Source organism: Spirosoma arcticum (assembly GCF_054779955.1).
This window is the reverse complement of record NZ_BAAGXG010000001.1, coordinates 427,882-445,144: the sequence shown is the minus strand read 5'-3', so window position 1 is coordinate 445,144 and position 17,263 is coordinate 427,882. Positions and strand designations below refer to the sequence as shown.

The 17,263-nt window shown below is 53.2% G+C and carries 18 protein-coding genes and 1 tRNA gene; 10 read left to right on the top strand and 9 right to left on the bottom strand.

Features of this window, described 5'->3' with window-relative positions:
* Positions 1-2: 2 nt before the first annotated feature.
* Positions 3-1,571, bottom strand: a complete 1,569-nt coding sequence (locus ACYVHB_RS02060; protein WP_461049148.1) for a sensor histidine kinase — start codon at positions 1,569-1,571, stop codon at positions 3-5.
* 98 nt (positions 1,572-1,669) lie between these two features.
* Here ACYVHB_RS02060 and ACYVHB_RS02055 point away from each other — a divergent pair, with 98 nt between their 5' ends.
* Positions 1,670-2,167 (top strand): DUF3299 domain-containing protein, encoded by a 498-nt coding sequence (locus ACYVHB_RS02055; RefSeq protein WP_461049146.1) that lies wholly within the window; start codon positions 1,670-1,672, stop codon positions 2,165-2,167.
* Positions 2,168-2,293: 126 nt separating this feature from the next.
* Here the strand turns inward: ACYVHB_RS02055 and ACYVHB_RS02050 are convergent.
* Positions 2,294-2,367, bottom strand: a tRNA-Ala gene (locus tag ACYVHB_RS02050).
* A 168-nt stretch (positions 2,368-2,535) separates the two neighbouring features.
* On the opposite strand from ACYVHB_RS02050, the gene ACYVHB_RS02045 reads away from it, so the two are divergent.
* Complete coding sequence (locus ACYVHB_RS02045) at positions 2,536-2,790, top strand: GIY-YIG nuclease family protein (RefSeq protein WP_461049144.1); 255 nt, start codon at positions 2,536-2,538, stop codon at positions 2,788-2,790.
* A 102-nt stretch (positions 2,791-2,892) separates the two neighbouring features.
* Here the strand turns inward: ACYVHB_RS02045 and ACYVHB_RS02040 are convergent, their stop codons facing one another.
* From ACYVHB_RS02040 to ACYVHB_RS02030, 3 genes are all read right to left on the bottom strand, one after another.
* A complete protein-coding gene (locus ACYVHB_RS02040) occupies positions 2,893-3,522 on the bottom strand; it encodes a C40 family peptidase (protein WP_461049142.1) in 630 nt (209 codons plus the stop codon).
* A gap of 31 nt (positions 3,523-3,553) precedes the next feature.
* The gene (locus tag ACYVHB_RS02035) at positions 3,554-5,710 is read right to left on the bottom strand and encodes a Tex family protein (RefSeq protein ID WP_461049140.1); all 2,157 of its coding nucleotides are present in this window, start codon (positions 5,708-5,710) and stop codon (positions 3,554-3,556) included.
* 112 nt (positions 5,711-5,822) lie between these two features.
* Positions 5,823-6,014 (bottom strand): cold-shock protein, encoded by a 192-nt coding sequence (locus ACYVHB_RS02030; RefSeq protein ID WP_012925283.1) that lies wholly within the window; start codon positions 6,012-6,014, stop codon positions 5,823-5,825.
* A 309-nt stretch (positions 6,015-6,323) separates the two neighbouring features.
* Here ACYVHB_RS02030 and ACYVHB_RS02025 point away from each other — a divergent pair, with 309 nt between their 5' ends.
* Positions 6,324-8,540: a DUF5916 domain-containing protein gene (locus ACYVHB_RS02025; RefSeq protein WP_461049138.1), complete on the top strand. Its 2,217-nt coding sequence runs from the start codon at positions 6,324-6,326 to the stop codon at positions 8,538-8,540.
* Positions 8,541-8,546: 6 nt separating this feature from the next.
* Here ACYVHB_RS02025 and ACYVHB_RS02020 read toward each other — a convergent pair whose 3' ends face one another.
* Positions 8,547-8,777, bottom strand: a complete 231-nt coding sequence (locus ACYVHB_RS02020) for a hypothetical protein (protein WP_461049136.1) — start codon at positions 8,775-8,777, stop codon at positions 8,547-8,549.
* A 181-nt stretch (positions 8,778-8,958) separates the two neighbouring features.
* A complete protein-coding gene (locus ACYVHB_RS02015) occupies positions 8,959-10,062 on the bottom strand; it encodes a Gfo/Idh/MocA family protein (protein ID WP_461049134.1) in 1,104 nt (367 codons plus the stop codon).
* A gap of 120 nt (positions 10,063-10,182) precedes the next feature.
* Here ACYVHB_RS02015 and ACYVHB_RS02010 point away from each other — a divergent pair, with 120 nt between their 5' ends.
* The 5 genes from ACYVHB_RS02010 (at position 10,183) to ACYVHB_RS01990 (ending at position 14,657) form a co-directional block, all read left to right on the top strand.
* Positions 10,183-11,055: a carbon-nitrogen hydrolase gene (locus ACYVHB_RS02010; RefSeq protein WP_461049132.1), complete on the top strand. Its 873-nt coding sequence runs from the start codon at positions 10,183-10,185 to the stop codon at positions 11,053-11,055.
* A gap of 36 nt (positions 11,056-11,091) precedes the next feature.
* Positions 11,092-11,283, top strand: coding sequence for a hypothetical protein (locus ACYVHB_RS02005; protein ID WP_461049130.1), 192 nt, complete (start codon positions 11,092-11,094; stop codon positions 11,281-11,283).
* A 55-nt stretch (positions 11,284-11,338) separates the two neighbouring features.
* Positions 11,339-12,958 (top strand): hypothetical protein, encoded by a 1,620-nt coding sequence (locus tag ACYVHB_RS02000; protein ID WP_461049128.1) that lies wholly within the window; start codon positions 11,339-11,341, stop codon positions 12,956-12,958.
* Positions 12,959-13,051: 93 nt separating this feature from the next.
* The gene (locus tag ACYVHB_RS01995) at positions 13,052-14,008 is read left to right on the top strand and encodes an ROK family protein (protein WP_461049126.1); all 957 of its coding nucleotides are present in this window, start codon (positions 13,052-13,054) and stop codon (positions 14,006-14,008) included.
* Positions 14,009-14,063: 55 nt separating this feature from the next.
* Complete coding sequence (locus ACYVHB_RS01990; RefSeq protein ID WP_461049124.1) at positions 14,064-14,657, top strand: D-sedoheptulose-7-phosphate isomerase; 594 nt, start codon at positions 14,064-14,066, stop codon at positions 14,655-14,657.
* Positions 14,658-14,731: 74 nt separating this feature from the next.
* Here ACYVHB_RS01990 and ACYVHB_RS01985 read toward each other — a convergent pair whose 3' ends face one another.
* Entirely contained in the window at positions 14,732-15,424 is a 693-nt protein-coding gene (locus ACYVHB_RS01985; RefSeq protein ID WP_461049122.1) for a sulfite oxidase-like oxidoreductase, read from the bottom strand.
* 87 nt (positions 15,425-15,511) lie between these two features.
* Between ACYVHB_RS01985 and ACYVHB_RS01980 the strand changes: the two genes are divergently transcribed.
* Positions 15,512-15,751 carry a hypothetical protein gene (locus ACYVHB_RS01980; protein ID WP_461049120.1) on the top strand — a complete coding sequence of 80 codons (240 nt, stop codon included), beginning with the start codon at positions 15,512-15,514 and terminating at the stop codon, positions 15,749-15,751.
* Positions 15,730-16,119 carry a Uma2 family endonuclease gene (locus tag ACYVHB_RS01975; RefSeq protein WP_461049118.1) on the top strand — a complete coding sequence of 130 codons (390 nt, stop codon included), beginning with the start codon at positions 15,730-15,732 and terminating at the stop codon, positions 16,117-16,119. The genes ACYVHB_RS01980 and ACYVHB_RS01975 overlap by 22 nt, the downstream gene beginning before the upstream one ends.
* Here ACYVHB_RS01975 and pheA read toward each other — a convergent pair whose 3' ends face one another.
* Positions 16,120-17,193 (bottom strand): prephenate dehydratase, encoded by a 1,074-nt coding sequence (gene pheA, locus ACYVHB_RS01970; RefSeq protein WP_461049116.1) that lies wholly within the window; start codon positions 17,191-17,193, stop codon positions 16,120-16,122. It lies immediately after the preceding gene.
* Positions 17,194-17,263 lie beyond the last annotated feature (70 nt).

Genomic DNA, 17,263 nt, shown 5'->3' with positions numbered 1-17,263 from the left:
GTTTAATAGGTGTCATGATGAGCGGGATGCAGGTGATGGGGAATGCTTACCTGAACTCGGGTGCCTCTCCCCGGCGTTGAGTGAATCTTGAATTTACCGTTGAGCAGTTTTGCCCGTTCCTGCATGTTGTGCAGCCCCTGCGAAGGAGGCCGGTTAGTCGTGATCGCATCGGGAGAAACAGTCTCACTGCTCTTATTCTGCCCATTGGCCAAGTGCCGACGCGGCATTTGAAATCCCCGTCCATTGTCCTTAACCAGCAACTGCAAGGAATTTCCCCGGTCTATTAGCTCGATATGAATGTGTGACGGGTTAGCGTGTCGAACGGCATTGCTGACGGCCTCCTGCGTCACCCGGTACAGCATGATCTCGACGTTTTTGTCCAAACGTGGGTCAGCGGCCGTCAGATTCGTTTCAAACGTAACGTCCACGGTTTCACTACGGTCGTTTTCGGCCAGCATTTTAATGGCCGGGATTACGCCAAAGTCACTTAACACGCTTGGCATTAAGTTGTTGGAAATTGTCCGGGTTTCCTGAATTGTCTGAGTCACCAAATGCTTCAGAATCTTCAAGTTTTGGGGGTACGTTACCTTCCCATCCTGGTCGGTGGGGGTCATGCGGGTCAATCCGATCTCCAGCCCTTCAATTTGTAATTTTATGGCCGTCAGCATCTGCCCCAGCCCGTCATGTAACTCGCGGGATAGCCGCTTGCGCTCTTCTTCCTGACCGGTAATGAGGTATGACGTCTGCATTTTCTGCTCGTCGATCTGCTGCTGATACTGCTCTTTCTGGGCCTCAAATAACTGCTGACGCGTTTTCTTGAGTGATCTATTGAGGCTGAGCAGTTTCTGGTTAGCAGCTGTCGTACGGCTTTCGGCTTCAATCAACTGGGCAACCGTTTCCCGGAGTCGGCGGGCAGCGGGCCTGAAAATCAACAGTCCAATACCAAGCAATACCAGCATCGTGAAGATGTACAAATAAAATTCAACCGCCTGCAACAGTTCGAGTTTAGCCCGTAGCTCGCCCGTATATTCCCGAACAATTCCGTCAATTTTATCCAGAAACGGTTTTTCATTGGCCAGTAGCAGTTCCAGACTCGCCTGTACGTCCGGCCGGGAGATGTCTGTTGATTGCCGGAGGGTCATCAGCCGACGGGCACCCTGCTGGAATGCCATAAATTCAGGACGAATACCCGTATAAAGCCGTTGAACGGTATCGGAGTTGGGAATGGCCACATTATGTTCGTCAACGCGCCCCTCGCGGCCCTGCAAATGATATCGCTCAAACGTGGGAAACACCTGCCGAAGCTCGGCAACGGTAGTCGTGAACTGATCCTGTTCGTCAGCATCGGTGAGTTGCAGCGCCTGTTTCACAATCTGCTGACTCTGATGGCGCTGTAAGGCTGCGTAGCGGATAATCCAGAGTTCATCCTGCACCGCCCGAAGCCGCCACTGCGTCAGCCCCTGCCCCACTGTTAGCAACACAGTCAGGACAAGCAGCAGCGTGGTATAAAGCCGGGTGAATCGAACGGGAATTGCCGGGCCTTCTTTTTTGTTGTGGAGTGTGTCGGACACGATTTGTGTGATCGAAACAAAATGAGTTTATAAAAGTAATCTTTTTTGTAGTTTTACCCTTGGTTCACCCTGTCTATATGTCCAATACGTCCAACGCTATGACTCGTTTGCTGATTACTCTGTTGATTTGTTTCGTTGCTACAGCCTGGACGTATCCGAGCCGGACTCGGCCAGTCGACCCCACTGCCCGCCCGTTGGTATCGGTTCCAAACGAGCCGGTGAAACTGTCGTGGGAGACGCTGCGGGACGTTACCTTCAAGAAGAAATGGTACGCCGAAGAGTCAGTTTATATGCTGTATCCAACCTTTGGCCCCGGTGTTCAGAAGCTGAGTGGCAAAACCGTTGAGTTAACGGGTTACGTCCTGCCGGTTGATCTTGAATCGAACCTCTACGTTTTGTCGGCGTTTCCATTCAGCGCCTGCTTTTTCTGCGGGGGTGCCGGGCCGGAGTCGGTCGTTTCACTCAAGTTCAAGAAAGCCGGTAAGAAGTTTAAAACCGATGAACGCCGGACGTTTCACGGAACGCTTAAACTCAATGCCGATAATATCTACGAGATGAACTACATCCTGGCCGACGCCGAGATGGTTGACCAATAAATTAAAGTAGTCAAAAAACAGCAATCCCCGTCAATGTATTTATTGACGGGGATTGCTGTTTTTTGACGGGCTACGGGCTATTTAACCAAAAAACCACTTCGCAGGCGAAGTGGTTTTTTGCTGTTGTGGAGAATATCGGAGTCGAACCGATGACCTCTTCCATGCCATGGAAGCGCTCTAGCCAGCTGAGCTAATCCCCCAGTAGACGCCGTTAAAGCGTATTGAGGGTGCAAATATGGGTAAAAAAATAGTATGTCCCAAATCACCGTTCTAAATTTTCGCGGTCATCGGCCAAACTATCCACTCGCTCGAACAGGATTTGTTTTCTGTTAACAAAGCTGTAGTTTTGATAATAGTCCCAACATTCCATGCATACTGTCTATATTATTTACAGCCCCTCTGCCGACCGGTATCACGTTGGTCAGACGAAGAATCTGCCTATTACGCTCTGGCAGCACAACGCCAAAACGAACCCCGCTACCGCCGATGGCAAACCGTGGGAAGTGAAGTTCACGCAGCCGTTCGACACCCGGAACGAAGCGCTTAGTCTGGAAATGAAATTAAGAAACAAGAACCGGGCACACATTGAGGAGCTAATCAGCGCGGCTCAGCCAACAACGTAAGTTGGTGTCAACAATGTGTCTGAGTTTTTCAGTGCATACGTTTGTGTGTTCCCGACAGTAGACACGCAGGCACAGAAAAGTAAACAGCACAACTCCTTTTTCCTAAAACGGACGTAGTGCCTTCACAAACCGGCCTTTGAAGTAGTCTGCATACAGATTGTCTTCCCGAACGCCCCGCGACGAAGACGCGTGGATAAACCGAATGTTGTTTTCGCCGTTTACTTCCGTCACAATTCCGGTGTGTGAAACGTAGCCTGCCTGTCCCTTGTCGGGCACGAAGAATATCAGATCGCCGGGCAGTATCTCGTCCACCTCCACTTCATGACCCACCTCCGACTGCTGCCAAGAAATACGGGGCATCTTCAATCCCACGCTGCTGAAAACCGCACAAACTAAGCCTGAGCAGTCAATACCCTCAGCCGTGTTGCCGCCCGTGCGATAGGGTGTTCCGGTGTAGGCACGAGCAATCTTGACCACTTCCGGCACGTAACGAGTCTTGTAGGTACGGGAATCGACTACTTTGCCAACCGATTTAGCGGGAACAGCCGGTGGCCGGGTGGGTGTTTTGCCCGTCGGCGTTCGGCGGGCAACGGGCTTGGCAGTCGTTGGGCGACGGCTTACTGAGTGCGACGGTCCCGACGATTTAAGCGCCGAGCATGAAGTTAACAGGAAGAGCAGGCAGGGGAAAGACAAAATGAGCCATACGGTGGCCCGAAACCAGCGTTGTTGCATACAGGCAGGGTTAGTGAATACGTGCAACCTATTAAATTTTCATTGATAACGCAATCCGTTTGCGGGCCGTATCTACCTCCAGCACTTTGACTTTTACTTTCTGGTTCACACTTACGACGGTTTTAGGGTCCGAGACGTAATGAGTAGCCAGTTGTGAAACATGAACCAGCCCGTCCTGCTTCACGCCAATGTCGACAAACGCCCCAAACGCCGTGATGTTCGTGACAACGCCATTGAGGATCATTCCTTCGTGCAGGTCCTCAACCGACCGGACACGGGCATCATACTCGAAGACAGAAAGCGGGTCGCGGGGGTCGCGGCCGGGCTTTTCGAGTTCGGCCAAAATATCGCGCAATGTCGGCAGGCCAACCGTGCCGGTCACGTAACGTTCGGGACTGATTTGTTTCCTCAGTTCAGTTTTACGCATGAGATCGGCCACGGTACTGCCCGCATCGGCCGCCATGCGCTCCACAACGGCATAGCGTTCGGGATGAACCGCACTGTTGTCTAAGGGATTGGCGGCTCCTTCAATCCGCAAAAAGCCCGCACACTGCTCAAAGGCTTTTGGCCCCAGACGCGGCACTTTTCTGAGCTGATCGCGGGAGGTAAAAGCGCCGTTTTGCGTCCGGTAGTTCACGATACTACCCGCCAATTGCGGTCCCAGCCCCGACACATAGCGCAACAGATACGCACTGGCCGTGTTGAGCGAGACACCCACCTGGTTGACGCAGCTTTCCACGACCGCATCCAAACTGGTTTTCAGATCCGTCTGATCTACGTCGTGCTGGTATTGCCCAACGCCGATGGATTTGGGATCGATCTTTACCAATTCGGCCAGTGGGTCCATCAACCGTCGGCCAATGCTAACGGCTCCACGCACGGTCACATCGCGGTCAGGAAATTCTTCTCGGGCCACGTCCGAAGCGGAATAAATAGATGCGCCCTGCTCACTGACCATAAAAACGGGTTTGCCAATGGTCAGGCTCTGCACAAATTCTTCCGTTTCGCGCCCGGCGGTGCCGTTTCCAATGGCGATAGCGTCAATTTTGTACTGGTCAATGAGTTGCCAGATGGTATGGGCGGCTTGCGTGCGATGGTTCTCTGACTGAGACAAATACAATACTGTATCGGTCAGTAAATTGCCCTGTGCGTCTAAGCAAACAGTTTTGCAGCCCGTTCGGTAGCCGGGATCGATGGCCAGCACCCGTTGCTGACCTAAAGGCGAGCTGAGCAGTAGCTGGCGCAGGTTGTCGGCAAAAATCTGGATGGCTTCTGCATCCGCTTTTTCTTTCGACCGGTTGGCAAATTCGGTTTCGAGAGCGGGCTTGAGCAGTCGTTTGTAACCGTCATGAATGGCCAATTCCAACTGCTGGCGATTGGCGGGTACGTTTGTGCGGATAAACTGCCGGTCGAGCCGGTCGATGGCGGCCTGCTCGTCGGGACCAATGCTAACGGTCAGGAACCCTTCTGCCTCACCCCGGCGCAGGGCCAGCAACCGGTGCGACGGTACGCGCCGGAGTGGTTCGGCAAAATTGAAATAGTCTTTAAATTTCATGCCATCAGCTTCCTTGCTTTTTTTGACCACGGAGCGGATGGTGGCCTCGCGCTCGAACAGGTTGCGAACGCGCTGACGAGCGTCGGAGTCTTCGCTGATGCGCTCGGCCAGAATGTCGCGGGCACCCTGCAAGGCATCGGCTACGGTTGGAACGGCGTCAGTAAGATACCGCCGGGCGGCTTGTTCAATGACCGTTTCGCGCTGGGCAAGCAACAACGCAGCTAATGGTTCAAGGCCCCGCTCGATGGCAACGGTGGCACGGGTTTTGCGCTTTTGCTTGTAAGGAAGATAAAGGTCTTCGAGATCGGTGAGCGAATGGACCGTTTCGAGTTTTCGGCGCAGGTCGGGCGTCAGTTTACCCTGCTCGTCAATGGCTTTCAGAACGGCATCCCGGCGTTTGTCGAGGTCCAGCAGTTTCTGGTGCGTGTCTCTGATCTGAGCGATTTGTACCTCATCCAACGGTACACCGTTGGCCAAAGCGGTGGCTTCTTTTCGGTAGCGGGCGATGAACGGGACGGTGGCTCCGCCTGTCAGGAGTTCAATGGTAGCCAAAACGGACCGGGCATTCAGACCTAAGCGGGTGGCAATGCGTTGAGCAAAGTGGGCAGTGGTGTCTGGTGTAGGTTGAGTCATGCAGTTGAGCGGGGTAATCTGACCGCAAAAATGGCCCGGCGAACCGACAGAGCAAAAAAAAACATGCCGACTGGCATGTTTTTTACAACGGGTGTCTTGGTATATCTTACGATTAAGCCATTTCGACGTTTACGGCGTTTAAGCCTTTCTTACCGCGTTCGACATTGAATTTAACTTTGTCGTTCTCGCGAATTTGATCGATGAGACCGGAAGCGTGTACGAAGATGTCTTCACCACCGTCATCGGGCTTAATGAAACCAAATCCTTTGGTTTCATTAAAGAATTTAACTGTTCCTGTTTGCATTGCTTGTTAAAATTTGAAACAAAGAACGGCGCAATATCTATAACTTCCAAATGTGTTGTAAAAAAAAGTCGGTTTACTGTACAATATACTAAACAGGGGGCGGGCGGAAGTGGCGACCTCGTTGGCAAATGTCCATCAACTAATTTGCGAATAACTAATCAGCCACTTATTTTTGCTACATGACACCAATGTTTTGATTAACCGCCCGGCACCCACCGGTTTCGCCAAGGAACAATACACTGTTCTGTTGGCCATTTTGTCTTCTTCTCAAAGGGGCTAATCAACCACTCATTGGTTTTTTCTCCATTCATGCTCAACAGTTTACGCCGGTTTGCCATGCTGTTTATCGGCATAGGTACGCCCATACTTTCTCATTCCCAATCCCTGCACGTTGCGCCAACCGATTCGCTGATTCGGGTGGATGGTGAGTTAACGGAGTCAATTTGGCAACGGGCCGAAGTAGCAGGCGACTTTATTCAGAACTTTCCCAATGATACGCTCCCGGCTTACAACCGGACCGACGTCCGAATGACGTACGACCGAAATTATCTATATGTGGCCGTCGTATGCTTTGACAAAAACCGTGATAAACGATTCATCGCCAGCTCGCTGAAGCGCGATTGGGAATGGGATTTTAATGACAATTTCACCGTCTACATGGACCCCTTCGGCGACCGCATCAATGGCTTCACCTTTAACATAACCCCTTTGGGCGTAGAACGCGAAGGCCAAATGTTCAACGGGGAGCGGGTTGCCCCGGAGTGGGACAATAAATGGCGGTCGGCGGTGAAATTATTTCCAGACCGGTGGCAGGGTGAGATGATGATTCCGCTCAAAAGCATCCGATACCGGCAGAACACCACCTATTTTTTGATGAACTTCGCCCGGCACGACCTCAAAAATAACCAGCGGACGGCCTGGCGACGGGTGCCGGTTGCCTACAGTATTTCGGCGCTGGCGTTTGCCGATACGGTTCGATTTCAGACGGCGTTACCTGGTGTTGGTCCCAACATTTCGCTGATTCCGTACGTCAGCGGCCGCATGACCGACAATCGCAACGAGGGCGGGCAACAGACCTACAAACCTACGATTGGGTTCGACGCCAAGATCGGCATTACCCCCTCGCTGAACCTGGACCTGACCGTGAACCCTGATTTCTCGCAGGTTGAAGTTGACCAGCAGGTGACGAACTTAGACCGATTCGAGATTTTCTTTCCCGAACGGCGACAGTTTTTCTTAGAAAACAATGACCTCTTCAGCGACTTTGGCTTCATGCGCAACCGACCGTTTTTCAGTCGGCGGATCGGTATCGGACGGGATACGACTACAGGGACCATTATACAAAATCCGATTCTGTACGGAGCGCGGCTGAGCGGAAAGTTAGATAAAAACTGGCGGGTCGGTCTGTTGAATACCCAAACCGCCCGGCAGGTCGACCGGGGCATTGAACCCCAAAATTATACGGTAGGCGTGTTGCAGCGACAGGTATTCGGCCGCTCGAATCTATCGGCCATCATTGTAAACCGGCAGGGTGGCATTGATCCCAACGACCGGTTTACGCGGCTGGCGGGGTTGGAATACAAGCTGCAAACGACTGACAATCGCTGGAGTGGCAAGGCTTTTTTCACGAAACTCTTCCGCCCCCAAACCTTGTCCGACGCCTACACGCACGGGTTAAATCTGGCCTACAGCATTCGAAATCTGACGGTTAGCTGGACGCAGGAGTACGTTGGTGAGAACTACCAGATTAACGACGTTGGTTTTGTGCCCCGGCAGCAGTTTCGCAGCCGTACGGACACTGTTTCGCCCCGGCCGGGCTTTTGGTTGTTCGCACCCGAACTGAAACTAACGTTCTTCGTGAAAGGCGAACGCCAAATCGTGTCGCACGGCCCGTTTGTGGATATGTTGTTTATCCGTAACCTCAACGGTCGGTTGCTGGACCGGGAATTTAATGTGGGCTACGCTTTCCAAGCCCGGAACACAGCCGAGGGAGGCATGGGTTTCTACCGGTATTACAGCTACTTATTTTTCGGGTTCGACCCAACAAACTCCAACGGACCGGAACTGCCCTCGGGATCAGCTTATCCGACGCGGGGCCTGTTTGCGTTCTATAATTCCGACAAGCGAAAGCTGTTCAACGTGCAGATGGAAGGCTATGGCGGTGGGTATTACAACGGCTCGAACCGGAATCTTCAGGCGCTGGTGCAGTATCGGTTTCAACCTTACGGAGCTATCAGCGTCAATGCCGAATACAACGATCTTCGCTTTCCAGCTCCTTACAAATCAGCGCGGTATTTGCTGTTTGGACCACGGGTCGATCTAACGTTTTCGCGTAGCCTGTTTCTGACAACCTTCGCCCAGTTCAATAATCAAACTCGGAACACAAACCTCAACGCGCGGCTTCAATGGCGCTACGCTCCGGTGTCGGACCTATTTGTGGTCTACTCCGAAAACTACATTCTTGGCTCTTTACAAAGCAAGAACCGGGCGCTGGTCCTGAAGTTGTCGTACTGGTTGAACGTATAAGCAAGTCTATGCCAGGTAGGGCAAATACGGTTCCAGTTTGTCGGTATCACGAAAGGCGGTAACCTGATGGAGTTTGTTGTTGTAGGCGTCGTAACGAAGTTCGACGTAAAAGCCATTCAGGTTGTAAAGCAGAAAGATATTTTCGCCCTCGTAACGATTAGCGAGAATGTCGCCGGTGAAGTAAAGGGTGTCGAGTTGCCGCTTGGCGGGGAGCTTGGTGAAATCGGCGAGTTGCATGGCTGACGGGGTTGACAGGCGAAGTAAACGAAATCCCGGCGTCTCGCCAAACTACTAATTCGACTTTATATACTGCAACAAAAACAGCCGTAACATACAACTAAAACAGTCGGAACGTTAATGTGCTACAAAACAGATTAGTTTCGGTCCGGCCAATGAGTTGGCCGGACCGAAACATTTTTCAGACAATCTTCACTTCGCGACCCGTGCGGGCGGCCTGGTAAATGGCTTCCACGATTTTGATGTCGCGCAGTCCCTCCTCGCCCGGCACGAGCATCGGTTTGTTTTTCATGATGGATTCGGCGTCATCGTCCATCTGTTTGGTTTGCTGCCAAGGTGTTTGGTACGGGTGGTCGATTTTGCCGCCCCCTCCACCCATGAACTCGCCTTTGACGCCGTTGTAAGGTGAGTATGGCTCCATCCGTAACGTACCTTTGTTGCCCGTCACGTGCAGGTAATTCATGTTCATGCCGTAGCTGGTTTGCACAGCCGCCCGCGCTCCACTGGGGAAGATGAGTTGAGCCATTGTGGTTTCGTCAAGGCCGTTTTTGTAGACTTCGGGGCGGGATGTAAACTGCTGAGCCGTCACCAAAATTGGCTCCTCGCCGGTGGCCAACCGGGCACCCTGCAACACGTAGACGCCCATGTCGTACATGACGCCCCCGCCCATCTCTTTCTTCTGTTTCCAGTGGTCGGTGCGGCCGTCGTAGTAACCCGCCGAGCAACTGACCAGTTGTATCTTACCGATTTTTCCATCGCGTAGCCCTTTCACGTACTCCTGCGTATTCGGTTCGTGGTGAAGCCGGTAGCCCACCGTGAGCGTGACTTTATTTTTGCGGCAGGTGTCAATCATGTTTTGGCACTCCTTCGCTGTAACCGCCATTGGCTTCTCAACCCAGACGTGCTTGCCCGCTTTGGCCGCCCGCACCACGTATTCCTCGTGCATAGACGGCGGCAGTACTACGTAGACCACGTCGATGTCGGGGTTGTTGGCGATCTGATCGAAGGTCTGGTACGAATAAATGTTTTTGTCGGCGATGTTGTACTGCTTTTTCCACTTCTCGGCTTTGGCGGGCGTACCGGTCACGATGCCGACGAGCGAACAGTTTTTGGTTTGTTGGAGGGCCGGTGCCAGCAAATCGGTACTGTAATAACCCAAGCCGACGAGCGCCACGCCGAGTTTGTCTTTGGCAGGCCGGGTGGCCGACCAGAGCGCATTCGGTAAGATAGTAGTGGCCGCGCCAGTCAGAGCGGCCGTGTGCAGAAAGGTTCGTCGATTGAGCATGAGTTTGTGGGTCTTGAATTCGTTCGTAAGTTACAAGCTATCAACCACTCCCCGAACCCGCCCGCTAAGACTTTTGTTAGAAATAGGCGTTGACAATCCCGAAAGCCCTATTTTTGCCTCATGTCCAAGAACGTCAACATCGGTTTAGTGCAGATGAGTTGTTCGGCTGATGTCGAAACCAACATTCAGAAAGCTATGAATGGCATCCGCGAAGCTGCGCAAGAAGGGGCGCAGATCGTGTGTTTGCAGGAACTGTTCACGTCGCTGTACTTCTGCGATGTTGAAGATCATCATAATTTCAGCTTGGCCGAAGCCATTCCCGGCCCCACAACGGAGCGGTTGGGGGAACTGGCGGGTGAGTTGGGCGTGGTTATCGTAGCGTCGCTGTTCGAGAAACGGGCGCAGGGACTATACCACAACACAACGGCCGTGCTGGATGCCGATGGTGCCTACCTCGGCAAGTATCGTAAGATGCACATTCCCGACGATCCGGGGTATTACGAAAAATTCTACTTTACCCCCGGCGACCTCGGCTATAAAGTGTTCGACACGAAGTTTGCCCGGATTGGGGTGCTCATCTGCTGGGATCAGTGGTATCCCGAAGCGGCCCGCATCACGGCCCTGATGGGTGCGGAGGTGCTTTTTTACCCCACCGCCATCGGCTGGGACACCACTGAGCCGGACCCGAAGCAGAACGAAGAACAATACAACGCCTGGCAGACTATTCAGCGGAGCCACGCCATTGCCAACGGCGTTCACGTGGTGGCGGTAAACCGCGTTGGTGAGGAGAACGGACAGCAGTTTTGGGGTGGGTCGTTCGTTGCCAATCCGTTCGGGTCGCTGCTGTATCTGGCCCCGCACGAGGGCGAAGTCGTTCACGTGCAGACGGTCGATCTGGCGTTGTCGGAGAAATACCGCACCACTTGGCCTTACTTTCGCGACCGGCGCATCGACTCGTATCAGCCCATCACGAAGCGGTACATCGACGACTAACTAAACAGGCTTATCAAAACACAATCCGAGTTATTTATGGCAGCTATCGTATTTAAAGCTCAACTTGTTGATGAAACCGGAAACTACCCGGCAGATTTTGTACGAATACTGTTTGGTGCTGATTCATTAGAAGAAAAAGAAAAGTCTTTCAGGGAAATCTGTAAGCAGAACTACCCTGATTTGACCATTGAAGAACCGATTACTATTGCTACGTCTAAACTCGGCTAACCGGTATTTAGTATTCGTTCGGTCGCCCTACACATTCCGTCCTGTGAAGTCTGGTATGAAACTGATTGCTTTGCTTATAGTAGCCAGCGTGGGTAGCCTGGGAATTTGGTTGGCGCGTCCCTCTGTTCTGCCCGACCCGGTCATTATGCCACTCCAGGGTCCTGTACCTGCCCTTACCCCCCTGTTACCCACACCCCGCGCCCGCTTCACGCCCACGACCCGCAAAGGATACTACAACATCGACGTGGTGGACGATTTCACCCTACCCGCCACCAAGTCGGTTAGCTTCTGCGGGGCCGGTCGCAATCTGCACGTGGAACAGGACTGGAGCAAACTATTCCGGCGGGGCTTTTCGTCCATCGACCAGACGCGGATGATCCCCGATGCCGAACGGTGGATGTCTACCGGCTACCCACCAAAGGGCTGGAAAAGCCGCCTGTCTTTCAACCAGCGGTCAATGATTATCTACCAGAATCATTTTACCGATGCATTTGGCATTAAATGGGCAAAAGACGGCAACCTGGCGGACCAGACTACGTTTCGGGCAAGTCCTGGCTCGCCCAACCGCAGCACTATCTACGAGTCGCTGGTATCACTGGTGGGCGGGTGCGTTGGCTTCGGTGACTGTCCACCAAGTGGCTGGAAGAGTACGTATGGCCTAATTTATTTAGATATTGAGAACGACGGCGTATACAGCGGTAATGAGCAGGAACAGGCCAACATGTATACGTATCTGGCAAAGACACTCAAAGAGAACGTAACCCCGCAAACCCTGATCGGCTCCATCACGCCCGTGCCGCACAACAGCTATGGCAACTCCAAAGCTGAGCACTACACGGCCGGTCCCGACTGGCTTTGGAGCATGCCCGCCAAGCAAACGGCTACCAGTCAGCAACGGGGAATGCCCAATGACATTGTGGGTAAGTCGTTCGCTGACTACGTCGATTTTCAGATGCCAGGCACGTACTTCCTTTACCCTGAATTCGACTATTCGGCCAGTCACACCGCCGATGGTGACCGGCATTGGCTGGCGGCTGTGCTGGGCGAACAGGAAGTGAACATGAAACTGTCGCCTAAAAAGAGGATCGCGTGGCAGTGGGTCTTCAACACCCAAAACGGTGATTACCCCAATAGCGCCAAAGCTGAGCACCCGGCTCCCCCGGCCGTAGCCGAGGGCATGGCTATTTTTTACTGGTTCACGGGTGCCTACGGGGTGCTGTTCTGGGACGACCACAAAGACCTTGTTCCCGATCAGCCTTCTCCCACCGACCCGGCGCTGCAAGGCTTAAACAACGACCGGAATTACGCCTGTTACGAGCATTATATTCATGGTCTATGGCGGCTGTTTCGTCACCACAGCGATCTGTTCAACGGCCGCGAAACGTACCTCAACGAAAACACGGAGTGCTCCTTCGATGGGGGCAAAACGTGGGTCGGTTACAACGCGAACCAGATTAAAACCCGCGACCTGCCGTTTGTTCGGGCCATCGTCAATGGCAATCAGATTCTCATTGCGGCCACGAAAGCGTACGCCCAACCGGAGCAAACGAATACCGTTATGGTGCGGTATGTGAAAGACGGCTACTCGTTTTATACGACAATCGGGCTGAAAGGGGACGCTATCTACCTCGGCCGGGCCACCATGAAACGTGCGGGAAAAGCGCAGCAGGGTTAGAAAAGCGTATGGGTTCGTGTCTACGTGCGCACGTGTTTGTCGCTTACTGATGCGCTTCATAGACGTTAACACCTGAACCTACCTGTTATTCCTATGAACCTTGGCATTGAGATTGGCGGCACGAAACTACAGGTAGTCACGGGTGATGCGTCTGGCCGGATTGTGGAGCGCTATCGCCATCGTATTAATCCGGCAGGGGGTGCAGCGGGTATCCTGGCGCAGCTCGACACTATTCTTGCCCAACTTCCCGAACTACCCAATGCCATTGGCGTAGGGTTTGGTGGGCCGGTTGACTGGCAAACGGGACGTATCGCTATGTCGCATCAGGTTAACGGCTGGGCTGGGTTCGACCTGGCCGGGTGGCTGGGCGAACGTGTACCAGGGGCCGTTGTGCGGGTTGAGAACGACGCCAATGTAGCTGCCCTTGGCGAAGCACGGCAGGGTATAGCTACAGGTTTCCGGCATGTGTTCTACGTTACGCTGGGCAGTGGTGTTGGCGGAGGCATGGTCGTTGATGGGCAACTCTACCACGGCGCATCACCTGGCGAAGCAGAAATTGGGCATCTGTGGCTTGTACCGCCCGATGCCAGCTCACCGGGTCAAACGATTGAGCGCACGGTATCAGGATGGGCCGTTGACCAGCAGATTCGCGATTTACTGCCCCAACTACCGGCAGATTCTATCCTGAAAAGATTGGTGCTGGACGCGCAGGCTACTGAGTTAGCGAGTCAGGAGCGGCCCGCCGGACCGGCAATGTTCTTGCATCCGGCCTACGAACAGGGCGACCCCGTGGCCCGAATGCTGATTGAGCAAATCGGGTCGGTGCTGGCGTTGGGATTGTCGCACATGGTGCACTTATTTCACCCCGATGCTATCGTACTCGGCGGGGGGCTGTCGCTCATTGGCGAACCGTTGCGGGCGGCCGTCCGGCAGGCCCTGCCGCGTTTTGTGATGCCCACTTTTCAACCCGCTCCAATTATCTTATTGGCTAAACTTGGCGAAGACGCTGTGCCGGTGGGGGCGTTAGAACTAATGATGAATGATGAATGATAAATGCGCTACAAGGCTTATCATTTATCGTTCATCATTCATCATTCCTTTACCCATGAACCAACCATACCTTCAAACCTACGTCGACCGGCAGAAAGCCGCTTACGACGCCATTCCGCTCGATCAGGTGGAGCACATCATTAATCTGGTTCACCAATGCTGGGCTGATAACCAGCAGTTGTTCGCCTTCGGCAACGGCGGCAGCGCATCCAACGTGTCGCACTTCATCACCGACCTCGGCAAAAGCGCATCCGACAAAATGGAGAATCAAAGCGACCGGACTGCCGGACCGGGCCGACGTTTTCGGTGTCTGTCGCTAAACGAAAACGTATCGTGGATTACTGCCCTTGGCAATGATTACGCTTACGAAGACATCTATCTGCGGCAACTTCAAAACTACGCCCAGCCCGGCGATCTGGTATTGACGCTGAGCGTCAGCGGCAATTCGCCTAACGTCGTAAAAGCCATCGAATGGGCCAATGACCACGGACTGACGACTATCGCGCTCGTTGGCGGCAAACGCGGCCGGGTTGCCGATCTCGCTCACGAAGTCATTGTCATCGATGACACGCACTACGGCCGGGTCGAAGATGCCCAAATGACCATCTGCCACATGATTTGTTATTCGTTTATTGAGTCAGTCAGTTAATGAGTCGATTAGTCAGTAAGTGGCTAACGGCGTCAGCTACTTACTGACTAATCGACTCGCTGACTCGTAAACTGTCAACTATACCGATCATTCCGCCACGGGTAAGCCGTGTTCGAGTAGCCGCGTTCTTCCCAGAATCCGAGTTGATTTTTGGTTAAAAACTCGATTCGCTTGATCCATTTGGACCCTTTCCAGGCGTAAAGCTGGGGCGTAATCATCCGCAGGGGACCGCCGTGTTCACGGGTTAGTGGCTGACCATCGGCCGTGTGCACCAGCAGCACGTCGGGCTTAAGAGCTTCTTCGAGCGATACGTTGGTTGAGTAGCCGTCGTAGCCGTAGCACATCACATGCGTAGCCGTCCCTTTCGGGTCCACCAGGGCGGCTAAGTCCATAAACCGGACGCCTGCCCAGGGAACGTCCAACCGCGACCAGGTCGTGACGCAGTGAAAATCGCTGGTGTCTTCCACCTGCGGCAGGGCCATCAGGTCATCCCATTTCAGCCGGATGGGATTATTAACTTCCCCATCAATATTAAGCTGCCACTTATCGAGCGGAATACTCGGCTGATAACCCAGATCGAGCACCGGCCACTTATTGGTCACGGTTTGCCCTACTGGCACGGCGGGCATCCCATGGCGGTTAATTAGTCCGGAACCGCGTGGCTTCTCGTCCTGCATGGACGGTGTCTGCGCCATTTTGTCCTCAAACCGACGTTTGAGCTTCATCCGGGCTTCAATAATTTTATCAGTTTTATCGCTGGATTCCATGTCAGTTGTAAGGCCTTGCTGACCTTGTTTCAGTTACTAAACTGTAGATTGTAATTTGTAGTTTTACACAAACGAAAATCAGCCGTTATGGTAGCCGAAAAAGTGTATGCTACGCCCGATGAGTATCTCCGGCGGGAACGGGAAGCTGAATACAAAAGTGAATACGTCAACGGGGAAATTATCCCGATGGGCGACCACTACCCCACCTTAATGGCCGGAGCATCTACCAATCACAATTTGATCAAAGAGAATGTAAGTTTCCACATCAACTCCCGCATCCGCAGAACGGAAAAGGTTGCCGCAGCATGTCCAGCGATCAACGGGTGAACGTACCAACCAATTCTATGTACGCCTATCCGGACATTGTGGTTGTTTGCGGGCCATGCCAGTACCACGACGACGCACTCGACACGATTACGAATTCGATGCTGATTGTGGAAGTGCTATCGCCCGGTACAGCCGCCTTCGACAAAGGAGACAAGTTCGCGCTCTACCGCCACTCCCCCATGTTTGTGGAATACGTACTGATCGACTCCGAAAAAATAGGAGCCGAGGTGTACCGGAAACACGAGCAGGGAAACTGGTTTCTGGCCTCCGAAGCCGACAAATTAGACGAAGCTATCGAATTAACCAGCATCAGTTTATCGCTACCCATGTATACTGTTTACACCGAAACAGAAGGAATTCTGCGTTGATTACGACACCCGCACGTAACTTCCCAGCAACTTTACTTCAGCCGCGTGGTGGTGCAGAATTTCCTGCAAATCGGGGTCGCTGGCATGGCCTTCGCATTCGAGCAGAAACCAGTAGCGAAACGTGGCCCCATCGCGCAGGGGGCGGCTTTCGATCTTAGTCAGGTTGATTTTCCGGCGGTTGAATTCCTGTAAAAACTCCGCCAATACCCCCGGCGACTCAGTGTTAGGCAGGCGGGCGATGAGCGTAGTTTTATCGCGGCCGCTGGGCTGATTCACAAAATCTTTGGCTAAGATCAGGAAACGCGTCCGGTTCAGGTCGGAGTCTTCAATGTTATCGAACAACACCGGCACGTCGAACAGTTTAGCCGCAATGTGCGAACAAAGGGCGGCCGTAAGGGGCTGCTGGGCCGCCAGCTTGGCCGCCTTTGAGGTCGATTCAACGGGCACCAGTTCCGCTTTAAACCCGTCGAATGAATCGCTCAGGAATTTACTGCACTGCCGAAACGCAATGTCTTTTGAGTAGATATGGGTGATGTCGGCGAGATTTTCGGTTTGAGTAGCAAACGTAAAGTGCACCGGAATCTGGGCCTCGGCGGCAATGCGCAGGTCTTTTTCGAAGAGTAAATCAATCGCTTCGCTGACAACGCCTTCCTGATTGTTTTCGATGGGCACGACGCCAAAGCGCACCCGCCCCGTTTCGACACTCTCGAACACCGACCGAATCGTGGGCAGAGCCATGTACGAACTCATTGCCCCAAAACGGCTCTCGGCGGCCTGATGCGTAAAGCTTCCCTCCGGCCCCAGATAGGCCACCCGTTCGGGTAGTTCGAGGTTGCGCGATACGGCAAAAATCTCCAGAAAAATAGCCTCAATGGCCGAGCGGTTCAACAGCCCGGCGTTCTGCACGTGCAGCCGGTCCAGAATCTGCTTTTCACGTTCGGGGCGGTAAATGACGGTGTTGGTCGTGCGTTTGAGTTCACCCACCCGACGCACCAGTTCCATACGCTGGTTGAGCAGCGTCAGGAGTTGATCGTCGAGCAAGTCGATGTCGTTACGGAGGGATTCGAGGGTCATTTTGCAAAAATGAATAATGGCTAATGAATAATGCACAATGCCAGAGAAAATATATCTCACATCCTCAACC